Below are 19,778 nucleotides of genomic sequence, written 5' to 3' on the forward strand. Positions count from 1 at the left end.
GCGTTCCCGGGGTGAGGCCATTCCGGCGACACGGCGACACGTGTTGGTGATTCGTGAAGCCGGAAGGCGGAGGCGGCGGGTGCCCGGGTACGGTCGGGCCCATGGTTCCTGAGCGCGACCCCGCCGCAACCGCCCTCAACGGCCTCCTCCCCCTCCGTCGTGAGTACACGCAGGCTTGGCACGGCTTCGACCGCAACGAGGTCCGGCAGTACCTCGATCACGTCGAAGCCCAGCTGCGCCGGGTGCTCAGCGAACGCGACGCCGCCGCGGCACAGGCCGCCGCCGCGACCCGCGAGGCCGAAACGGTGCGGCAGCAGGTCGCGGCGCTGGAAGCGCGCATCGAGGAGCTGAAGAAGCCGCCGGAGCGGCTCGAGGACCTCGACGAGCGGATGCAGCGCACGGTGACGCTCGCCCAGGCGCGCGCGGACGAGATCATCAAGCGCGCCGAGGTCGCCGCGGAGAAGACGTGGGCGTCCTCGACGGAGGCGTCGACGAAGCTGCGTGAGCGGTACTCGAAGCTGGTGGCGGAGCTGGACAAGCAGGCCGACCTGCTGCACTCCGAGCACGAGAACGCGCTGGCGGAGACGCGCGCCGAGGTTCAGCGGCTGACGATCGAGGCGGCCCAGCGCCGGGAGCTGCTGGACAACGAGGCGGAGCGGAAGCGCCGGAAGCTCGAGCGCGAGTTCGAGGCGTCCCAGGCGGCCCAGAAGGCCACGCTGGAGAAGCACATCGCGGACCAGCGCACGGCGAGCAAGAACCAGGCGGAGCGCCGGATCGCGGAGGCGACGGCGGAGGCGAAGCGGCGTCTGGACGAGGCGACCGCGGAGGCCAAGCGCCGGCTCGACGAGGCGACCACCCAGGCGGCCCAGCGCACGACGGCGGCCAACCGCAAGGTCGAGCGGCTGGCGGAGATCCGCGAGCAGGCGCGCAAGAGCCTGGCGATGGCGGAGGACATCCTCAACCGGAGCGAGACGCAGCTGGCCACGCTGCCGGAGGAGGCGGTGATCCCCCAGGCGTCGAAGCTGGTCGGCGGGGACGCGGAGTCGGCGACCACGCCGGCGGCGCCGGTCGTCCCGGTGGTGCAGCCGTCGATCCCGAAGTCGGCGGCCCCGAAGCCGGCGCCGAAGCCCGCGGCGGCGCCCAAGCCTGCTGCGGCGCCCAAGCCTGCTGCGGCGCCCAAGCCTGCTGCGGCCCCGAAGCCGGCCAACTCGAACGGCCCGGCGACCAAGCCCGCGAACGGCAACGGCTCGAACGGGAACGGCGCCAAGCCGCTTTCGCCGAGTGGGAGCAAGCCGGGCAACTGAGTCACCCGCCGAAGGCCGCCTCGAGCATCGGAGGCGGCCTGGCCTCGGCAAGGCCGCCTCGGAGCATTCGAGGCGGCCTTTGCGCTTTCCGGGCTGCGTCGGCCGCCCCGGAGCCCCCTGCGGCAACCAAGCCAGCTGCGGCACCCAAGCCCCCCGCGGCAACCAAGCCCGCTGCGGCACCCAAGCCCGCCGCGGCAACCAAGCCCGCTGCTGCAACCAAGCCCGCCGCGGCAACCAAGCCCGCCGCGGCAACCAAGCCCGCCGCGGCAACCAGGCCTGCGGCGGCCGCGAAGCCCGCTGCGGCCCCGAAGCCGGCCAACTCGAACGGCCCGGCCACCAAGCCCGCGAACGGCAACGGCTCGAACGGCAACGGCGCCAAGCCGCTCCCGCCGACGGGCAGCAAGCCCGGCAACTGAGCCACCACCGCCGCCCTGGCCGCGCAAAGGCCGCCTGGCCGCGGCAGGCCGCCTCGATCGTTCGAGGCGGCCTTTCGTTCGTGGCGGCCTCGGCGCTTTCCGGGTCTGAGCAGCCCCCGGTTTCCACGCTACCGGCGACCACCGACAATTCCGGGCGCCCGCGGGCAGCGCGCGTTCAGTTGTGCACAGCTGCGGGCTCTCAGTTGCGCGCCGTCCGGGCCCAGGGGTTCGCCGTCTCCAGCTGGGCCGCCAAGCCCAGCAGCAGGGACTCCCCGCCCGGGCGGGCCACCAGCTGGACCGACGTCGGCAGGCCCGACACCACCGACCTGCCCATCGGGACCGTGATCGCCGGGTAGCCCGCGAAGTTCCACTGGCCCGTGAAGCCCGCCAAGCGCGTCGACGGCAGCACGTTCGCCAGCCAGCCTCGCTCGTGCCAGCGGCCCGCCTTCACCGGCCAGTGGGACAGCGTCGGCGTCAGCAGCACCTCGTGCGCCGCGAAGAACTCCTCCGCCCGGGCCATCCACCGATCACGCGTCCGCGGGCGGATCAGGCCCGCCCGCTCGACCAGGCGGCCCGCGCGGACGTGGGCCCGGGTCCGGCGCTGCAACCGCTTGACGTCGAATTCGCGGGCCTGGACTGCCGGGCCCGCCAGCCAGCGAGCCGTCATGCCCAGGACCATCGTCGCCGGGTAGCGGGGTGCGGCCGGGGCTATCTCGTGGCCCGCCGCCGCCAGCAGGCCCGCCGCCGTCGAGACCGCCGCCACCAGCTCGCGCGGGACCGGGCTGTGCAGCAACGGCACCGTCGTCGACATGCCGATGCGGACCGGCGACGGCGAAGTCACCGTGGCCAGCTCAGGCGAGCCTGCCAGCACCGACACCAGCAACGCCGTGTCGGCGACCGTCGTGGCCAGCGGGCCGTGGACGGACATGCCGAACCAGCCGCCCTCCGCCAGCAGGTCCGCGCCCGGCTTCAGCCCCACCAGGCCGCACATCGCCGCCGGAAGGCGGACCGAGCCCATGCCGTCCGAACCGTGGGCCAGCGGGACCAGCCCGGCCGCCACCGCCGCCGCGCTGCCGCCCGATGAGCCGCCCGCCGCGTACGTCGGGTCCCAGGGGTTGCGGGCGATGCCGTCCGGGGTGTCGCTCATCGGCCAGATGCACAGCTCCGGCACCCGGGTCAGCCCGACGATCACCGCGCCCGCCGCCCGCAGCCGCGTCGCGATCACGCCGTCCGCATCCGCCCGCGCCGACGCCCCCGCCAGCGAACCGTGCGACGCGTATTCGCCGGCCACCTCCGTGACGTCCTTGACCGCGACGGGCACCCCGGCCAGCGGCAGCGTCGCGAGATCCGGCCGCGCGGCGACCTCTGCGGCTTCCTTCAGCGCCTCCTCGGCGCGCACCCGCCGGAAGGCGCCGACGACGCCGTCCGCCGCCGCGATCCGCTCCAGGGCCTCCTCGGTGACCTGCACCGGATCGAGCTTCCCGGCCCGGACGGAGGCCGCGATCTCCACTGCCGTGAGCACCATGATCGGACCCTAGCCCACGGAAAGGTGACAGTGGCAAAGAAAACGTCTCAGATCGCGCCGGCTCGCAAGGCGTAAGCGACGGCGTGGGCACGGTTGTTCAGGCCGCAGCGGGTCATCAGCCCGTAGAGGACGTTCTTCACGGTCCGCTCGGAGTAGCACAGCTTCGCCGCGATCTCCTCGGTCCCGAAGCCCTCGGCGACCAGCCGCAGCACGTCGCACTCGCGGGCCGCGAGCCCGGACAGCGTGAGCCCGTTCGGTTCCAGGACGTCCTTGCGCATCCGCTGCACCTGCGCGAGCAGCGCGCCCTGCAGCCGCGGCGGCAGGTTGGCCGTGCCGTCACCCGCCGCGAGCACCGCCGTCACCAGCTCGGCGCCGCCCGTTTCGCGGCGCGGCAGGATCGCCACCACGCCGGCCTCCAGCGCCGCCATCAGGTCGCTTTCGCGGAAGTGCTCGACGACCAGCACGACGTGCGACGCCTTGGCCGCGCGGATCTCGCCCAGGACGGCCTCGGTGACGTGGTCCTCCATCACCAGCAGCACGTCCGGCACGAGGTCGGTCAGCCGGACGTCGGGATGGTTGTCCAGCAGGCTCACCGCGCCGGCGTGCGTGATCGGGTCCGAGGCGAGGACGCTCACTTCGACGGGCTTCATGGGGGCAGTGTGGACGGCGTGTCTTCACGCCTTCCCTATTCCGTCTTCACGCCCGTGAAGAAAGCTCCCCGAAAGCCGCCCGCGCCCGCTCCAGGCACCCCGGCATCCGCCCGGCCGCGCGGGCCCAGTCGCGCTTGGCGCGCCAGTACTCCTCCCGCGCCTCCGGCGTCCAGCCGGCCAGCTCCGGCTCGACCCGGGCCTCCAGGTCGGCCAGCAGCTCGCCGAGTTCGCCGGTGATCGCGCCCATCCGGTCCAGCACCAGATCGGCGAACCGGAAGTCGAGCCGCGTCACGGCAGGCGCGGCCGCGGCATCGGGCCGCCGGTCGCCTCCAGCAGCCGCGCCAGCCGCGACAGGATCACGTCGAACTCCTGCTCCCAGTCGCTCATCGCCTGGCCGAACCGCACCGATGCCTCACCGCGCCAGGACGCCTGCACCATCGCCATCTCGCTGTTGACGTCGCGCAGGCGGGACCGGGCGCCGTCGAGGGTGGCCGCGAAGCAGGCGGCGGCCCGCTGCATGTCTTCGGTCGGCGCTGTCGCCATTCGGGGGCTCCTCTCCGGCTCCCGAGCGTGGCGCACGCCGTGGCGGCGCGGAACCCCGCCCGGGTGCCCTTGCCCGAATGTCCGCCATCCTTGCCTGCCGGTTCACGGCGTCCGCGTATGCTCACGGCAGGCATCCGGCGCGTGACGATTCGTTCACGCACGAAGGGAGACCGATGTCGGCCGCGGACAGCTCCGCACCGAGACTCCAGCTGCTGGGCCCGCTCAAGGCCTGGCAGGGCGAAACGGAGCTGGACCTCGGCTCCGCGCACCGCCGCACGGTCCTCGCCGCACTGGCGATGCGCCCGGACCGCACGGTTTCGCGCGAGGAGCTGATCGACGCCGTCTGGGGTGACGCGCCGCCGCAGAGCGCGCAGGGCTCCATCTACACCTACGTCTCCGGGCTGCGGCGCGCGCTGGAACCGGGGCGCGCCAAGGGCGAGGGCCCGCAGCTGCTCGCGTCGATCGGTTCCGGCTATTCGCTGCGGCTGGACGCCGAGGCGATCGACGTCCACCGGTTCGAAGCCCTGCGCGAGCAGGCGCAACGCCGGCACGCGGCCGGTGACCTCCGGGGCGCCCGCGAGGCCTTCGACGAGGCTTTGGGGCTCTGGCACGGCGTCCCGCTGTCCGGCCTGCCCGGCCCGTTCGCCGCCGCGCAGCGCGCCCGGCTCACCGAGGTGCGGCTGGCGACCATCGAGCGGCGCGCCGAGGTCGTCCTGGACTCGGGCGGGCACACCGAACTCGTCGCCGAACTGACCGCGCTGACCCGCGAGCACCCGTTCCGCGAGACGTTGCGCGGGCTGCTCATGCGCGCGCTGGTCCGGGCCGGGCGGCGGACCGAGGCGATCGCGGTCTACGCCGACGTCCGCGAAAGGCTCGTCGAGTCCTCGGGCACCGAACCGGGGCCGGCCCTGCGGCGGCTGCACGACGAGCTGCTGGCGAAGCCGGCGGCGGCACCGGAACCCAAGCCGGCGCCGGTTTCGCCGGTGACGCGGCTGCCGGCCGCCGCCCTGCCGGAGCGAGCGGAGATCTTCGTCGGCCGGGAGGCGGAACTCGACCGGCTCCACGAAGCCGTCGTCGAGCTCGGGGCCGGCGTGGGGCGGTCGGTCTGGCTGGAAGGCGAGCCGGGCAGCGGCCGGACCGCCCTGCTCGCCGAAGTCCTCGCCGCGGCCCAGGACTTCCGCCCGGCCTTCGCCGCCGCGGACGCGCTGGACCAGCGGTTCGCCCTGCGGCCGCTGCTCGACGCGCTGGGCGTGCACCCGCGCGCCACCGACCCGCGCCGGGCCGCCCTGGCCGCGCGGCTCGCCGGACAGCCCGGCGAGGATCCGGTGGACGACGTCCTCGAGCTCGTCCGCGAGCTGTGCGCGGAGGCGCCGCTCGTGCTCGTGCTCGACGACCTGCAGTGGGCCGACGACACCACCCTGCGCGTCTGGCGCTACCTGAGCCGGGAGACGCGGCAGCTGCCGCTGCTGCTCGTCGGGGCGTGCCGCCCGGTACCCCGGCCGGCCGCGCTGGACGACCTGCTTGACAACGATGACATCACCGTCCTGCCGGTGCCGCCGCTGACCGAGGACGCCGCGCACGAGCTGGCCACCGAGCTGGCCGGCGCGCCACCCGGGCCCGGGCTGCAGCTGCTGGTCTCCTACGGGGCCGGGAACCCGCGCTACGTCCGGGAAATCGTCGAGACGCTGCTCGCGCAGTCGATGATCGTGCTCGACGGCGTCCACGCGCACCTGGACGGCAATTCGTGCCAGACGATCCCGTCGCCGTTGGGCGCGCGGATCACGCAGTTCCTGAGCTTCCTGTCCAGCGGGACCCGCGACACCCTGCGCTGGGCGGCGCTGCTGGGCCGCGAGTTCTCGCCCGGCGACATCGCGGTCGCCACCGAACGGCCGCCGATGGCGCTGGTCGGCGCGGTCGACGAGGCGATCACCTCGGGGGTGCTCGTCGAATCGGGCGACCGGCTGGCGTTCCGGCACTCGCTGGTGCGCCGCGTGCTCTACGAGAAGACGCCGGCCGCGATGCGGGTCGCGCTGCACCGGCAGCTGGCCGAGGCCTTCGCTGCCGCCGGCGCGCCCGCCGAACGCGTCGCCGAGCAGCTCGCCGCCGCGCCCGCGCAGGTGGACCCGTGGGTGACCGGGTGGCTCCTGGAGCACATCGGGACGGTGGCCACCGAGGCCCCGCGGATCGCGGTGGACCTGCTGCGCCACGCCGTCACCCAAGGCACGCTGCCGCCGGACGCGCGGGAGACGCTGACCGCGACCCTGGCCCGGCTGCTGTTCTGGCTCGGCCGGGAGCCCGAAGCCGAAGCGCGCTCGGTCGTCGCGCGGACGTCCGACAGCAGGCGCGCGGCCGAAATGCGCTGGATCCTGGCGTACGTCTACTACCGCCGCGGTGACTTCTCCGAGGCGACCGCCGAGCTGAAGCGGACGCTCGACGACGCCGACGTCCCGGAGATGTGGCGCGGGCGGCACGAGTCGCTGCTGGCCACGCTGGAAAAACTGGGCGAGGAGACGGCGCTGGCCCCGGCCGGGCTGCACCCGCTGGACGACGCGGCGCTGGCCGTGCCGAACCTCGACAGCCTCGACGACGCCGCCGAACCGCTCGACGCCGCCCGCCGGATCGCCGCCACGCGCGCGGTGCCGGGCGAGATGCACCTGGCCGGCGCGGTGCACTACTACTGGCTGGGCCGCTGGCGGGAGGCACTGGCCGAGCTGGACGCGGTGATCCGCGACGGCGCCGAGACGGCGTCGTACGTGCTGCGCAGCCCGGGGTCGGCGTTGCTGGTCCACGGCGTCGGCGCGCTGATCGCCGGCCACCGCGGCGAGCCGGGCCAGGTCAGGACGCACCTCGACGCGGCCTCTCGGCAGCAGTGGCCCCCGGGCCTGGAGCCGGACGGCGGCGACTTCCTGCTCGCCGCGCGGTCGCTGCTGGCCGAGCAGGAGGGCCGGCCGGAGGCGGCGCTGACGGCGTTGCTGCCGCTGCTGGAGGACACCTACCCGCCGGCGGCCCGCCACCAGTGGCTGCCGGACCTGGTCCGGCTGGCGTTGCTGCTCGGCGACCGGGAGCGGATGCAGGAGGCGGTGCGCCTGCTCGAGCCGGACGGCGAGGTCCCGCCGGCGCACGCCGCGGCGGCGGCACACTGCCGGGGTCTGGTGACGGGCGATCCCGGCCCGGTCCTGACGGCGGCCGGGCACTACCGGGCGGCCGGGCGGGTGCTGAAGCACGCGAAGGCGACCGAAGACGCGGCGATCCTGCTGGCGGAGTCGGGCGAGCTGGCCGAGGCGCGCACGGCGTTCCGCGGCGCGTTGACCGCGTACACGGAGATGGGCGCGGTGTGGGACGTGCGGCGCGCGGAGGCCCGGATGGGCCCGTTCGGCATCCGGCGGGCGGCTTCGGTGCGCTCCCGGGCGGCCGCCGGAAAGTGAACGCGCAACCTTCGCGGGGGTTGCCACGTCGGTAAGGTCACCGGAGATGTCCCTGGGGGATGGGGTCTGGGACGCGAAGTCCCAGAGGGGACGGCAACGACATGCCAGGGGAAGACCCCGGCCTGCGGGTGGGCGTGCTCGGCCCGCTGCGGGCCTGGCGCGGGACGGCCGAGATCGGCCTCGGCCCCGCCCGTCAGCGCGCCATCTTCGCGGTGCTCGCCGTCAACGCCGGCCGGCCCGTCCCCCGCGCCGAACTGATCGCCGGCGTCTGGGGCGATTCCGCGCCCGCGAGCGTCGAAGGCAGTGTCCACACCTACGTCTCCGGGCTGCGCCGGGCCATCGAACCGGACCGTTCGCGCTGGTCGGCGGCCAGCGTGCTCGTCTCGGACCCCGCCGGGTACTCCCTGGTCCTCGACGAGGACGCCCTCGACGCGGCCCTGTTCGAACGGCACCGCGAACGCGCGCAGCGGCACCTCGAGCAGGGCGATCCGCGGGCGGCCGTCACCGAACTCGACGACGCTCTCGCGCTCTGGCAGGGCGAGGCGCTCTCCGGCGTCCCCGGCGGGTTCGCCGAACGGCACCGCGAATACCTCGCCGAACTCCGGCTGGACACCCTCGAACGCCGCGCCGAAGCCGTGCTGGCGCTCGGCGGGCACCTCGACCTCGCGCCCGAGCTGGCGGTGCTGGCCGGCGAACACCCCCTGCGGGAATCGCTGCGGGAGTCGCTGATGCTCGCCCTCTACCGCAGCGGACGGCCCGCCGACGCCCTCGACGTCTTCCGCGACGCCCGCGCCACGCTCGTCGCGGAACTCGGCGTCGAACCCGGCCCCGCGCTGCAACGGCTCCAGCGGCAGATCCTCGCCCAGGACCCGGCCCTCGACGCGCCCGCGGCGCCGGTCGTCGTCACCGGGCACCGGCTGTTCGGCCGGGAAGCCGAAACGGCCCAGCTCGCGGAGCTCGTCGCCGACGTCCGGGCCGGGCGGGGCCGGGCGGTCTGGATCGAAGGGGACGCCGGGATCGGCAAGTCCGCGCTGCTCACCTCCTCGCTGCCGGACGGCCCCGGTTTCCAGCGGCTCTGGGCGGCCGCCGACGAGCTGAGCACCCGGTTCCCGCTGCAGGTCGTGCTGGAGTGCCTGGCGATCGACGCGCATTCGCCCGACCCGCGGCGCGCGCGGGTGGCGAAGGAGCTCGCGGGTGAGGGCCCGGCGCGGCGCAGCTGGGGCCCGGCCGACCCGGTGCTCGGCGCCGTCGACCGGCTGCTGGCGCTGGTCGACGAGCTGTGCGCGCAGTCGCCGCAGGTGCTGGTGCTCGACGACCTGCAGTGGGCCGACGAAGCGTCCGTGCTGGTCTGGCACCGGCTCTGCGCGGCGACCCGGCAGCTGCCGCTGCTGCTGGTGGCCGCCACCCGCCCGGCGCCGGACCGCGCCGAGCTCGCCCAGCTGCGCCGCGGCGTCCAGGCGCGGGACGGGGTCGTCCTCGACCTGGCGCCGCTGACCGGCGAGGACGTCGGCCGGCTGATCGAAGACCAGCTCGGCGCGCCGCCCGGGCCGGGCCTGCGCGAGCTGGCCGCCCGTGGTGCCGGGAACCCGTTGTACGTCAAGGAGATGGTCGACGTCCTGCGCCGGGCCGGCTCGGTGGCGGTGAGCGGCGGCCAGGCGGACGTCGACGACCCGGCGGAGTTCGAAGCGCCGCGGTCGCTGGTCGCCGCGGTCGACCGGCGGCTGGACTTCCTGACGGCGCGGACGCAGGAAGTGCTGCGCTGGGGCGCGTTGCTGGGCATGGAGTTCGCCGTCGGCGACGTCGCCGCGGTGCTCGGCACCCGGCCGTCGGACCTGCTGGCACCGCTGGAGGAAGCCGTCACGGCGAACGTCCTCATCGACACCGGGACGCAGCTGGCGTTCCGCCACCCGCTGCTGCGCCAGGCGCTGTACGACCGGCTGCTGGCCGGGACGCGGGCGGCGCTGCACCGGCAAGCCGCCGAGGCGCTCGCCGGGATCGGCGCGCCGGTGAAGCGCGTCGCCGAACAGCTGGTGGCGGCACCGGCCACAGTGGACGAATGGGTGCTGGACTGGCTCGCCGCGCACCACGCGGTCGTGTCGACCAGGGCCCCGCTGATCGCCGTCGAGCTGCTGGAGCGCGCGCTGGCCGCGGCCGCCGCCACCGACCCGCGCCGGGAGACGCTGCTGGTGGCGCTGGTGAAGGTGCTGTTCCGGCTGGAACGCAGCCCGGAAACCTTGGCGCGGCAGGCCCTCGACGTCGCCACCGACCCGGACGCCGTCGAGGAGATGCGGCACGTGCTCGCGGCGCTGCGGCACCGGCGCGGGGACACCGAAGGCGCCGTCGCGACGCTCGCAGCGTGGGTCGACGACCCGGCCGTGCCGGAGCTCTGGCGGGTCAAGCACCGGCAGCTGCTGGCGAACTTCCGGCGCGGCAGTCTGTCCGATTTGGACACCGCGGAGCGGACCGCGCACGAGACGAAGGCGCTCGCCGGCGGCGACCGCTACCTGACCGCGCACGCGCTGCAGTCGTTGTGGCTGGTCGATTCGGTGCGCCGCGAGCACGACCGCGCGCTCGCCCACATCGACGCGGCGATCGAGGCCGTCGGCGACGAGCACGAGCTGGCGGACCTGCACCTCGACCTGCTCGACAACCGCGTCTTCACGCTGCAGAACCTCGATCGCCTGGCCGAGGCGGGCGAGGCCCTGCGGGCGGCGGGGGAAGTCGCGGCGCGGCACGCGCTGCCGGTCGGGCTGCAGGTGTCGGCCGCGGTGCACCGGTATTGGGAAGGCCGCTGGGACGAAGCGCTGGTCGAGCTGGACACGGTCATCGAGGACGGCCCGGCGATCACGTTCTACGGCCTGCGCGAGCCAGGCCCGGCGGCGCTGCTGCTGCACGGCGTCGCGGCCCTGATCGCGGGCCGCCGCGACGACCGCGCCCAGGCGGCGGCCCACCTCGACGCGGCCGAGGAGTACGCCCCGGCGACCGGCGCCGAGCGCGAGAGCTTCGACTTCCTGCTGGTCGCCGACGCCTTGGCGGCCGAGCAGCGCGGCGACCGGGTCCGCGCGCTGGCCGTCCTCGAGCCGATCCTGAACCCGACCTACGCGCAGATGATGCTGCGGCACCAGTGGCTGCCGGCGTTCGTACGGCTGGCGACGGAGCAGGACGAACTCGACCGCGCCCGGCGCGCTCTGGCGGTGTGCGAGGAAGAAGCGGCGAAGGAGCGACGCCCGGCGCGGGCGCACGCGGCGGCGTCGTGGTGCCGGGGGCTGATCGAGGAGGACCCGGCGCCGGTGCTGGCGACGGCCGAGCACTTCCGCGCGGTCGGCCGGCGCCCCGAGCTCGCCTCGGCGCTGGAGGACGCGGCCGTGTTGCTGGCCCGCGCGGGCCGGCTGGACGCGGCACACGCGGCTTTCGAGGAGGCGGCCGAGCTGTACACGGCGCTGGCGGCCCGCTGGGACCTGCGGCGCGCGGAGACCCGCCTGCGCCGCCTCGGCGTGCGGCGGGGTGCGCTGTTCTCGCCGATCCGGCCGGGCCACGGCTGGGAGTCGCTGACGCCGATCGAGGTCCGGATCGCCGGGCTGGTGGCGGAAGGCCGGTCGAACCCGGACATCGCGGCCGAGCTGTCCCTGCCGCGCCGGACGGTCCAGGCCCACGTGGCCCGGCTGCTGGGCAAGCTGGAGACGCCGTCACGCTCCGGCGTCGCCGACGCCGTCCGCCGCCGGCCGTAACGCGTTGGCCATGGCGACCCGGCCCAGGTAGCGGCCCGATTCCTTGACCGTCCGCCGCTGGGTCTCGAAGTCGACGTGCACCAGGCCGAACCGCTGCGTGTACCCCATCGCCCACTCGAAGTTGTCCAGCAACGACCAGGCGAAGTAGCCGCGGACGTCGACCCCGGCGCGGATGGCGTCGTGGACCGCCCGCAGGTGCTCCATGAAGTAGTTCACCCGCGCCGCGTCGTACACGCGGCCGTCCACCACCGTGTCGGCGAAGGACGCTCCGTTCTCGGCCACCACGAGCGGGAGGCCACCGGACCGGTCGTCGATCCACCGCAGCAGGTCGGTCAGCGAGCCCGGGGCCTGTTCCCAGCCGAACGCCGTCAGCGGCGGCCGGGCCGGCAGGACGTCCATGCCCCGCAACGTCGGCAGCGGGCAGTTGCTCGGCGCCTGCGGGTCCTCGAGCGGCGTGACGCGGGCCGGGGCGTAGTAGTTCACGCCCAGCCAGTCGATCGGAGCCGCGATGACGTCCGTGTCGCCGTCGCGGACGCACTCGGCGAACCGGCCCGCGGCCGCCACCACGTCCGCCGGGTAGCCGCGGCCGAGCACCGGGTCCAGGAAGAACCGGTTGTGGATGCCGTCGAACTTCCGGGCCGCCTCCGCGTGGGCCGGGGTGTCGCCGTCCGCGATCGCCGGGGCGAAGTTGAGCGCGAGCGAGAACTCGTGCTCCGGCCCGGCCAGCGCACGGGTCGCCAGGCCGTGCGCCAGCAGCAGGTGGTGGGCCGCCACCAGCGCCGTGTCGTGGTCCTGGACGCCGGGTGCGTGCACGCCGCTGCCGTAGCCGAGGAAGGCGGCGCAGAACGGCTCGTTGATCGTCGTCCACTGGCGCACGCGGTCGCCGAGCGCGGCGTGCACCACCGCCGCGTAGTCGGCGAACCGCAACGCCGTGTCACGCGACGGCCAGCCGCCCGCGTCTTCGAGCGCCTGCGGCAGGTCCCAGTGGTACAGCGTCAGCACCGGCACGATGTCCCGGCGGAGCAGCTCGTCGACCAGCCGGTCGTAGAAGGCGAGCCCGGCCGCGGACGTCGTCCGGCCGTCCGGCATCACCCGCGGCCACGCGACCGAGAACCGGTAGGCGTTGAGACCCAGATCGGCCAGCAGGCCGATGTCCTCGGGGTAGCGGTGGTAGTGGTCGCAGGCGACGGCGCCGGTCGCGCCCCCGAGCACCTTGCCCTCGGTGGCCGCGAACGTGTCCCAGATGGACGGTCCGCGACCGCCCTCGGACACCGCGCCCTCGACCTGGTAGGACGCGGTCGCCGCGCCCCACCGGAAGCCGGCCGGGAAGGTCATACCGGTGCCCCTTTCACGATGCCCCGTACGAGGTGGCGGCCCAGCAGCAGGAACAGCGCGATGACCGGCACGACGGCCACGGTCGCGCCGGTGAGCATCAGCGCGTAGTCGGTGTAGTAGCCGCTGGCCAGCTGCGACAGCGCGACCTGCACGGTCGGCGTCTCGTTCGGGTCGAGGACGACCAGCGGCCAGAAGTAGTCGTTCCAGGTGGCCATGAACGTCAGCATCGCGAGTACCGCGGCCGGCGCGCGCAGGGCGGGCACGGCCACGTGCCAGTAGGTGCGCAGGATCGAGCAGCCGTCGACGGTCGCGGCGTCGACGAGGTCCGGGCTGATCGCGTTCTCGCACGCCTGGCGCATCCAGAACACGCTGAAGGCGCTGACCAGCGCCGGCACGATCACCGCTTCGAGCCGCCCGTACCAGCCGAGGTCGCCGACGACGAGGTACAGCGGGATGACGCCGAGCTGTGCCGGCACCATCGCCGAGCCGACGACCAGCAGGAACAGCGTGTTGCGGCCGCGGAACTTCAGCCGCGCGAAGGCGAACCCGGCGAGGCTCGCCAGCACGACGTTGGACACCATGACGGTGGTCGCGACGATCAGCGAGTTCCCGATGGCCAGCCAGAAGTCGACGGTGTCGAAGACGCGCCGCACGTTCTCGGGCAGGTTCCCGCCCGGCAGCAGCAGCGGCGACGTCTCCCCGATCGCCGAGTTGTCCCGCGTGGCCACGACGAACGACCAGTACAGCGGGAAGATCGAGGCGCCGAGCACCCCGGTCAGCGCGGCGTACACCCAGCCGCCCGGCCGCCGCCGCGCCGTCACGCCGACCTCACGAACCGGCGCACCAGCCGGTAGTTGACCAGCGCGAATAGCGCGCAGATCACGAACATCACCCAGGTCAGCGCGGCCACGTAGCCGGCGTCGAGGTGCGTGAACCCCTTTTCGTACAGGTACATCACCAGCGTCTGGAACTGGCGGTCGTTGCCGCCGGTGCCGGCCGAGCCGCCGGCGTCGAACAGCTGCGGCTCGGCGAACAGCTGCAGGCCGTTGACCGTGCCGGCGATGGCGGTGAAGGCCAGCGCGGGCCGGATGCCGGGCACGGTGATCGACCAGAACGTCCGCCACCGCGAGGCCCCGTCGAGCTCGGCGGCTTCGTAGAGGTCACCGGGGACGGCCTGCATCGCGGCCAGGTAGATCAGGGCGTTGTAGCCGGTCCAGCGCCAGAGCACCATGCTCGCGACGGCGAAGTGCGACGTCCAGGTCGTCGCCCGCCAGTTGACCGGCGCCACGCCGAACCAGCCGAGGACCTCGTTGACGACGCCGTAGTCGCGGCTGAACAGCTGCCCGAAGACCAGCCCGACGGCGACGACGGACACGACGTTCGGCAGCAGCACCCCGGTGCGCCACCAGGTCGCGGCCCGCAGCGGCCGGTCGAGCAGCGCCGCGATGCCCAGGGCCAGCAGGAACTCCGGGATGGCGGCGAGCAGGAAGATGGAGACGGTGTTGGCGAGCGCGTTGTAGAAGTGCGGATCCGTGAGCAGGTCGCCGTAGTTGGCGAGGCCGAAGCCGCCCCGGTCGCCTTCGAGCAGGTTCCAGTCGTGCAGCGAAACCCACGCCGTGTACAGCAGCGGGAAGGCCCCGAAGACGACGAACAGGGCGAAGAAGGGCGCGACGAAGAGCAACGGCGTGACCTTGCGGTCGAGGCGGTGCTGCACGCGCGGCTACTTCAGGGCGGCTTGGGCCTGCTGGACGGCGGTCGTCCAAGCTTGCTCGACGGTGTCGGTCTTCTCCTCGATCCGCCCGAGGGCTCGGCCGAACTCCGGCCGGACGTCGGCGTCGCGCAGCCCGCGGTAGTTCGGACGCAGCTGGTCGGCCGAAGCGGCGAAGATCCGCCCGGTCGGTGCGTCGCCGAAGTAACTGTCGGTGTGCGCGACGACCTGCGGATCCTCGTACACCCCGGGCTCGCTGGGCAGGATGCCGTCGGAGAGGAAGAGTTTCTTCTGCTGCTCCGGGGCGGTCAGCCAGCGGGCGAGCTCGTACGCCTCTTTCTGGTGCGCGCCCTGCTTCGGGACGGTCAGGAACGAGCCGCCCTGGTTGCCGCTCTTGCCGGGCACGGTGGTGACGTCCCACTTGCCGCGGTTGGCGTCCCCGCCGGCTTCCTTGATCTGGCTGAGCATCCACGCGGGGCAGGCGACGGTGGCGAAGGAGCCCTGCTTGATCGCCACGTTCCACGCCTGGGTGAACGTGGTCGCCGCCGCGGTCTGCCCCTTCGCGGCGAGGCCGCCGGAGAGGAAGAAAGCGGTGCGCACGCTCGGGTTGCGGTCGGCGATGAAGGAGTCGTCACGCTGGGAGAAGTAGTTTTCCGGCGATTGGTTGAGCATCGCCGTGTAGACGGTGCCGGCGGAGTCGGCGAACTTCACGTTCGGCGTCTTGCTGGTGAACCGCTCGGCGGTGGCGGCGTAGGCGTCCCAGTCCGGCATGAGCTTCGCGACTTCGTCGCGGTCGGTCGGCAGGCCGGCGGCCTGGAACAGGTCGCGCCGGTAGCAGAGGGCGAGGCTGCCCATGTCCGTGCCGAGGCCCAGCACGAAGGCGCCGTCGGTGCCCTGCGCCCACTTCCACGGCACCCACTGCTTTTCCAGCTCGCGGGCACCGAAGCCGGCCAGGTCGGCGAACTTGTCCTTCGCTTTCCGGTACTGCGGCATGTACTGCTCTTCGATCGCGACGACGTCGGCGGCACCGCGTCCGGTGGCGAGCTGGGTCGCGAGGCCCTTGTGGTGCGTGTCGAAGTCGGTGACGCGGTTCTGCACCGTGATGTCCGGGTGCAGTTTTTCGTACTCGGCGATCAGGGGCGCGTAGCCGAACTCACCGAAGGTCGCGATGGTGAGCTCGGTCTTCCCCCCGGCGTCACCCGGAGTGCAGGCGGCGAGCGGGATCAACGCGGCGACCAGGATGGCGATCGTTCGCAACAGGGCTTCCTCAGATCACACCGGCCCGCACGGCGTAGGCGACCGCGTGCGGCCGGTTGCGCAGGTTGAGCCGGTTGGTCATGGCGTAGATGACGTTCTTCACGGTCCGTTCCGAGTAGCAGAGCTTTCCCGCGATCTCGGCAGTGTCCCAGCCTTCGGCCATCAGGCGAAGCACATCCACCTCGCGCGGCGTGAGTGCCGCCCCACCGCGTTCATCGGCGAGAGCCTCGACCTGCTCACGCAGCGGCGCGGATCGCCCCCGAGCGGCGGCGAGCACGCTCCCGGTGACCCGATCGAGCGCGGTCCGCGGCAGCACGGCGGAGACGTGGCAGTCGGCGAGCAGGCCGACGTGCGCCGGATCGACACGCCCGGCCACCAGCACAATAGCGGCGGGAGACTCGGCAGAGGCGGCCCGCAGAGCGGCCACGGCCTCCCGGTCGACCTCCCCGACGGCGAACACGAGAACGGCCGCCTCACCCCGGCGGGCCCGCGGCAGGACCAGCAGTTCGGGGCGGGACTTCAGGTGGTTGATCAGCCCGGTCAGGGCAATCGGGTCGGACGCCCACGCGGCCACTCGCACCTGGTCCATCGAACCCTCCTCAGCCCACGACAACGCCTGCCTCGGACCAGTCTGCTGAGGCCGCCTTCACGAATTCTCTAACGGCGGCGGAGCCATTCTTCACGCCGTGAAGTTGGGCTGTTTGATGGCGGCGGGGTGGCTGGTCACGTTGGTCGTGGCCGGCGGGGCCCGCTGTCGCGTTTCGGCCCGCGGTCGCGAGGACGGGGCAGGAGGGCTTCGATGGCGGCGGGGTGGCTGGCCATGGGGCTGAGCGCGGCTCGTGGCCGGCCGGGCCTGCTGTCGCCTTTCGGCCAGCGATCGCGGGCAGCGGGGGCGGCCTCCACGGCGGCAGGATGGCTGGTCAAGGAGTCGAGCACGCTGTTCGCGGCCAGCGCTGCCAGCTGGAGCGTTGCGGCCCGCGGTCGCGAGGCAGGGCAGCCCGGGGGCCGCCTCGACGGCGGCGGGATGGCTGGTCAAGGGAGTCGAGCCCGCTGGTTGTGGCCGGCGGGGCCACCTGGAGCGTTGCGGCCCGCGGTCGCGAGGCAGGGCAGCGGAGGCGGCTTCGATGGCGGCGTGGTGGCTGGCCACGGGGTCGAGCACGCTGGTTGTGGCCGGCGGGGCCAGCTGGGGCGTTGCGGCCTGCGGTCGTGAGGCGGCGGGGTGCTGGTCACGGCATTGAGCACGCTGGTCGCGGCCGCAGGGATCCGGCCGCGGTCGTCAGGCCGGGGCAGCGGGGCCGTTCTTTACGTCGCCGAGTTGGGGCGTCGACTACGGTCGGGGGGCACACGGACTAGTGAAGGGACCGATGAACCGCCGACGTCTTGCTGCCCTTGGGGTGGCGTTCTCCATCGTGGCCGGATGTCTGCTGGTCGCGGGCCTGCAACCGCGGGTCGTGTCCGGGTTGGCCGTGCCTCTGGCCTCCAATTCCACTCGGCCGGCTCCTGCTCCGGCGGCTTCTCCTCCTGCTGCGTCCGCTCCTACCTCCCAGCTCGCGCGGCCGGGCGACTGCGCGTCAATGGCGGCCGGGCTTGATGTTCGGGCCCAGGTTGCGCAGCTGGTCGTCGTGGGTGTGTCCGGGGACAACCCGGCGGCGACCGTTTCGCTGGTGCGGGAACACCAGGTCGGCGGGATCTTCATCGGGGGTAACGCAACAGCGTTGTTGAAAGATCGCTCGCTGGACGCGGTGCAGGCCGTCGCCCGGGTGCCGGTGGCGGTGTCGGTCGACGAGGAAGGCGGCCGTGTCCAGCGCATCGACGACCTCGACGGTGACCTGCCCTCGGCGCGGACGATGGCCGAGACGAAGTCTCCCGACCAAGTCCGGGCGCTGGCCGCCGAGCGGGGCCGCCAGTTGCGCGCCCGCGGGGTGACCGTGGACTTCGCCCCGGACACCGACGTCACGAACGCCCCGGACGACGACGTCATCGGTGACCGGTCGTTCAGCCCCGACCCGGCCAAGGTGAAGACGTACGCGAAAGCCTTCGCCGAGGGCCTGCGCGACGCGGGGATCCAGCCGGTGCTGAAGCACTTCCCCGGCCACGGCCACGGCTCGGGCGACTCCCACAAGGGCACGGTGGTCACGCCGCCGCTCGACAAGCTGCGCGCGGTCGACCTCGTGCCGTACCGCGGCTTGGCCGACTACGGGCCGGTCGCCGTGATGGTCGGCCACCTCGACGTGCCGGACCTGACCGGTGGCGTGCCGGCCTCGCTTTCGCCGGCCGCGTACCGGCTGCTGCGCGGCGAGTTCGCGTTCACCGGGCCGGTGGTGACCGACGACCTCGGGGCCATGAAGGCGATCACCGCGCAGTACCCGCTGCCCGAGGCGGTGCTGAAGGCCCTGCAGGCCGGCGCGGACGAGGCGTTGTGGTCCTCCGGAGGGCGGGTGGACGAGGTGCTGGACCGGCTGGCCAAGGCCGTGCAGAGCGGGGAACTGCCGAAACCGCGGGTGCAGGATTCGGTCGCGCGGGTGCTGCGGGGCAAGGGCCTCTGCTGAGATCCGGCCTGCCCCTGGACGGCCTCGCCCGAGGACGTGGCTCGCCAGGAAGCGGGATCTGTTGCCAGAAGCCGAAATCCGCGCCGGACGCACGCGTAACCGGACCGCCGAGCGGCCGGACTCCGGCGCGATCGGGAACCCGGCCGCGCAATCCTTGCCGTCGGCCTGGGAGCGCCTTGCCCGGCCGGCGGAGAAGCGGCTGCGTTTTCGGTTGTGCAGAAGGAATCGTTGTCGCCATACCCACGACGGTACCGAACGCGCGTTCGAAGATCACCACTGAATCGGGTGAACATCGGCGGGCAAGTCGCCAAGCCGCTTCCCTTGCGCCACAAAGGAAACAGCAGCCAGGCGTCGTGAGCAGCCCCCGATCTACAGGCTACCGATCGGCACCGACAGAAATGGGACGCCAGCCGTAGCTAGACTTTCCGCGATGGCACCCGGAGCAAGGAGCGGCATGGCGAACCTCGGCGGCACCTTCACCCTCGGCGGCGAACTTTCCGTGACGCGCATGGGTTACGGCGCCATGCAACTGGCCGGACCTGGTGTGTGGGGGCCGCCGAAGGACCGCGACACGGCCGTCGCCGTGCTGCGGGAAGCCGTCGAACGCGGGGTCACCCATCTCGACACCAGTGACTACTACGGCCCGCACACCGTCAACGCCCTGATCAAGGAAGCTCTGCACCCCTACCCCGAGTCGCTCGTCATCGTGACGAAAGTCGGGGCGCGGCGGAGCGCCGACAAGGGATGGCCGGTCGCCCTGTCCGCCGCGGACCTCACCGAAGCCGTGCACGACAACCTGCGAAACCTCGGCGTCGACGCGCTCGACGTCGTCAACCTGCGGCTCAGCAACGCCGCCGGTGACTACCCCGTCCCGATGTCAATCGCCGAACCGTTCGGGGTGCTCGCCGAGCTTCGAGAACAAGGGCTGATCCGGCACCTCGGCCTCAGCCACGTCAGCGCCGAGCAACTCGACGAAGCGAAGGCGATCGCGCCCGTCGTCTGCGTGCAGAACCACTACAACGTCGCCCACCGCGAGAACGATCCCCTCGTCGACAAGTGCGCCGCCGAGGGGATCGCCTTCGTCCCCTACTTCCCGCTCGGCGGGTTCAGCCCGCTGCAGTCCGGGCTGCTCGACGACTGCGCCGCGCGGGCCGGGGCCACGCCGATGCAGGTCGCGCTCGCCTGGCTGCTGCGGCGGTCACCGTCGATGCTGCTGATCCCCGGGACGTCGTCGCCCGCGCACCTGCGGGAGAACCTCGCCGCCGCCGAACTGGAACTGCCCGCGGACGTTCTCGCCGATCTGGACCGGATCGGCGCCGCCTGATCGCTACGCTGAGC

Annotated in this window: 14 protein-coding genes; 5 read left to right on the forward strand and 9 right to left on the reverse strand. The window is 73.4% G+C overall.

Going from position 1 to position 19,778, the window contains the following annotated elements; genetic code table 11:
• Positions 1-101 precede the first annotated feature (101 nt).
• Positions 102-1,304 (forward strand): cell division protein DivIVA, encoded by a 1,203-nt coding sequence (locus ACWDN5_RS25265; protein ID WP_449677985.1) that lies wholly within the window; start codon positions 102-104, stop codon positions 1,302-1,304.
• 615 nt (positions 1,305-1,919) lie between these two features.
• Here the strand turns inward: ACWDN5_RS25265 and ACWDN5_RS25270 are convergent.
• The 4 genes from ACWDN5_RS25270 to ACWDN5_RS25285 are packed head-to-tail and all read right to left on the reverse strand — an operon-like array spanning position 1,920 to position 4,438.
• Positions 1,920-3,245 (reverse strand): amidase family protein, encoded by a 1,326-nt coding sequence (locus ACWDN5_RS25270; RefSeq protein ID WP_449677986.1) that lies wholly within the window; start codon positions 3,243-3,245, stop codon positions 1,920-1,922.
• A gap of 47 nt (positions 3,246-3,292) precedes the next feature.
• Positions 3,293-3,895 (reverse strand): helix-turn-helix transcriptional regulator, encoded by a 603-nt coding sequence (locus ACWDN5_RS25275; RefSeq protein WP_086845415.1) that lies wholly within the window; start codon positions 3,893-3,895, stop codon positions 3,293-3,295.
• A gap of 46 nt (positions 3,896-3,941) precedes the next feature.
• Positions 3,942-4,187: a WXG100 family type VII secretion target gene (locus ACWDN5_RS25280; protein WP_103336999.1), complete on the reverse strand. Its 246-nt coding sequence runs from the start codon at positions 4,185-4,187 to the stop codon at positions 3,942-3,944.
• The gene (locus tag ACWDN5_RS25285; protein ID WP_449677987.1) at positions 4,184-4,438 is read right to left on the reverse strand and encodes a WXG100 family type VII secretion target; all 255 of its coding nucleotides are present in this window, start codon (positions 4,436-4,438) and stop codon (positions 4,184-4,186) included. The genes ACWDN5_RS25280 and ACWDN5_RS25285 overlap by 4 nt, the downstream gene beginning before the upstream one ends.
• A gap of 173 nt (positions 4,439-4,611) precedes the next feature.
• Here ACWDN5_RS25285 and ACWDN5_RS25290 point away from each other — a divergent pair, with 173 nt between their 5' ends.
• A complete protein-coding gene (locus tag ACWDN5_RS25290) occupies positions 4,612-7,863 on the forward strand; it encodes a BTAD domain-containing putative transcriptional regulator (protein WP_449677988.1) in 3,252 nt (1,083 codons plus the stop codon).
• Positions 7,864-7,964: 101 nt separating this feature from the next.
• Complete coding sequence (locus tag ACWDN5_RS25295) at positions 7,965-11,591, forward strand: BTAD domain-containing putative transcriptional regulator (protein WP_449677989.1); 3,627 nt, start codon at positions 7,965-7,967, stop codon at positions 11,589-11,591.
• Here ACWDN5_RS25295 and ACWDN5_RS25300 read toward each other — a convergent pair.
• Genes ACWDN5_RS25300 through ACWDN5_RS25320 form a run of 5 tightly spaced genes read right to left on the reverse strand, consistent with a single transcriptional unit; the run spans position 11,550 to position 16,480 of the window.
• Positions 11,550-12,926, reverse strand: coding sequence for a GH1 family beta-glucosidase (locus tag ACWDN5_RS25300; RefSeq protein WP_449677990.1), 1,377 nt, complete (start codon positions 12,924-12,926; stop codon positions 11,550-11,552). The two genes, ACWDN5_RS25295 and ACWDN5_RS25300, sit on opposite strands and share 42 nt — an antisense overlap.
• On the reverse strand, positions 12,923-13,747 hold the full coding sequence (locus tag ACWDN5_RS25305; RefSeq protein ID WP_449677991.1) for a carbohydrate ABC transporter permease: 825 nt from the start codon (positions 13,745-13,747) through the stop codon (positions 12,923-12,925). The genes ACWDN5_RS25300 and ACWDN5_RS25305 overlap by 4 nt, the downstream gene beginning before the upstream one ends.
• Positions 13,744-14,640 (reverse strand): carbohydrate ABC transporter permease, encoded by an 897-nt coding sequence (locus ACWDN5_RS25310; RefSeq protein WP_449677992.1) that lies wholly within the window; start codon positions 14,638-14,640, stop codon positions 13,744-13,746. Before ACWDN5_RS25310 ends, ACWDN5_RS25305 begins: the two co-directional genes overlap by 4 nt.
• A 6-nt stretch (positions 14,641-14,646) precedes the next feature.
• Entirely contained in the window at positions 14,647-15,894 is a 1,248-nt protein-coding gene (locus ACWDN5_RS25315) for an ABC transporter substrate-binding protein (RefSeq protein ID WP_396136961.1), read from the reverse strand.
• A gap of 7 nt (positions 15,895-15,901) precedes the next feature.
• Positions 15,902-16,480 carry a helix-turn-helix transcriptional regulator gene (locus ACWDN5_RS25320; RefSeq protein WP_310973654.1) on the reverse strand — a complete coding sequence of 193 codons (579 nt, stop codon included), beginning with the start codon at positions 16,478-16,480 and terminating at the stop codon, positions 15,902-15,904.
• 775 nt (positions 16,481-17,255) lie between these two features.
• Here ACWDN5_RS25320 and ACWDN5_RS25325 point away from each other — a divergent pair.
• Positions 17,256-18,440, forward strand: coding sequence for a glycoside hydrolase family 3 N-terminal domain-containing protein (locus tag ACWDN5_RS25325; protein ID WP_449677993.1), 1,185 nt, complete (start codon positions 17,256-17,258; stop codon positions 18,438-18,440).
• Between the two features lie 454 nt (positions 18,441-18,894).
• Positions 18,895-19,764: an oxidoreductase gene (locus ACWDN5_RS25330; protein WP_449678001.1), complete on the forward strand. Its 870-nt coding sequence runs from the start codon at positions 18,895-18,897 to the stop codon at positions 19,762-19,764.
• Positions 19,765-19,778: the final 14 nt, after the last annotated feature.

Source organism: Amycolatopsis sp. NPDC003731 (assembly GCF_053586895.1).

Coding starts and splice junctions, on each gene's coding strand:
- ACWDN5_RS25320 (WP_310973654.1), bottom strand. CDS start 16,480: ATGGACCAGGTGCGAGTGGCCGCGTGGGCGTCCGACCCGATTGCCCTG.
- ACWDN5_RS25275 (WP_086845415.1), bottom strand. CDS start 3,895: ATGAAGCCCGTCGAAGTGAGCGTCCTCGCCTCGGACCCGATCACGCAC.
- ACWDN5_RS25290 (WP_449677988.1), top strand. CDS start 4,612: ATGTCGGCCGCGGACAGCTCCGCACCGAGACTCCAGCTGCTGGGCCCG.
- ACWDN5_RS25265 (WP_449677985.1), top strand. CDS start 102: ATGGTTCCTGAGCGCGACCCCGCCGCAACCGCCCTCAACGGCCTCCTC.
- ACWDN5_RS25285 (WP_449677987.1), bottom strand. CDS start 4,438: ATGGCGACAGCGCCGACCGAAGACATGCAGCGGGCCGCCGCCTGCTTC.
- ACWDN5_RS25325 (WP_449677993.1), top strand. CDS start 17,256: ATGAACCGCCGACGTCTTGCTGCCCTTGGGGTGGCGTTCTCCATCGTG.
- ACWDN5_RS25295 (WP_449677989.1), top strand. CDS start 7,965: ATGCCAGGGGAAGACCCCGGCCTGCGGGTGGGCGTGCTCGGCCCGCTG.
- ACWDN5_RS25270 (WP_449677986.1), bottom strand. CDS start 3,245: ATGGTGCTCACGGCAGTGGAGATCGCGGCCTCCGTCCGGGCCGGGAAG.
- ACWDN5_RS25330 (WP_449678001.1), top strand. CDS start 18,895: ATGGCGAACCTCGGCGGCACCTTCACCCTCGGCGGCGAACTTTCCGTG.
- ACWDN5_RS25300 (WP_449677990.1), bottom strand. CDS start 12,926: ATGACCTTCCCGGCCGGCTTCCGGTGGGGCGCGGCGACCGCGTCCTAC.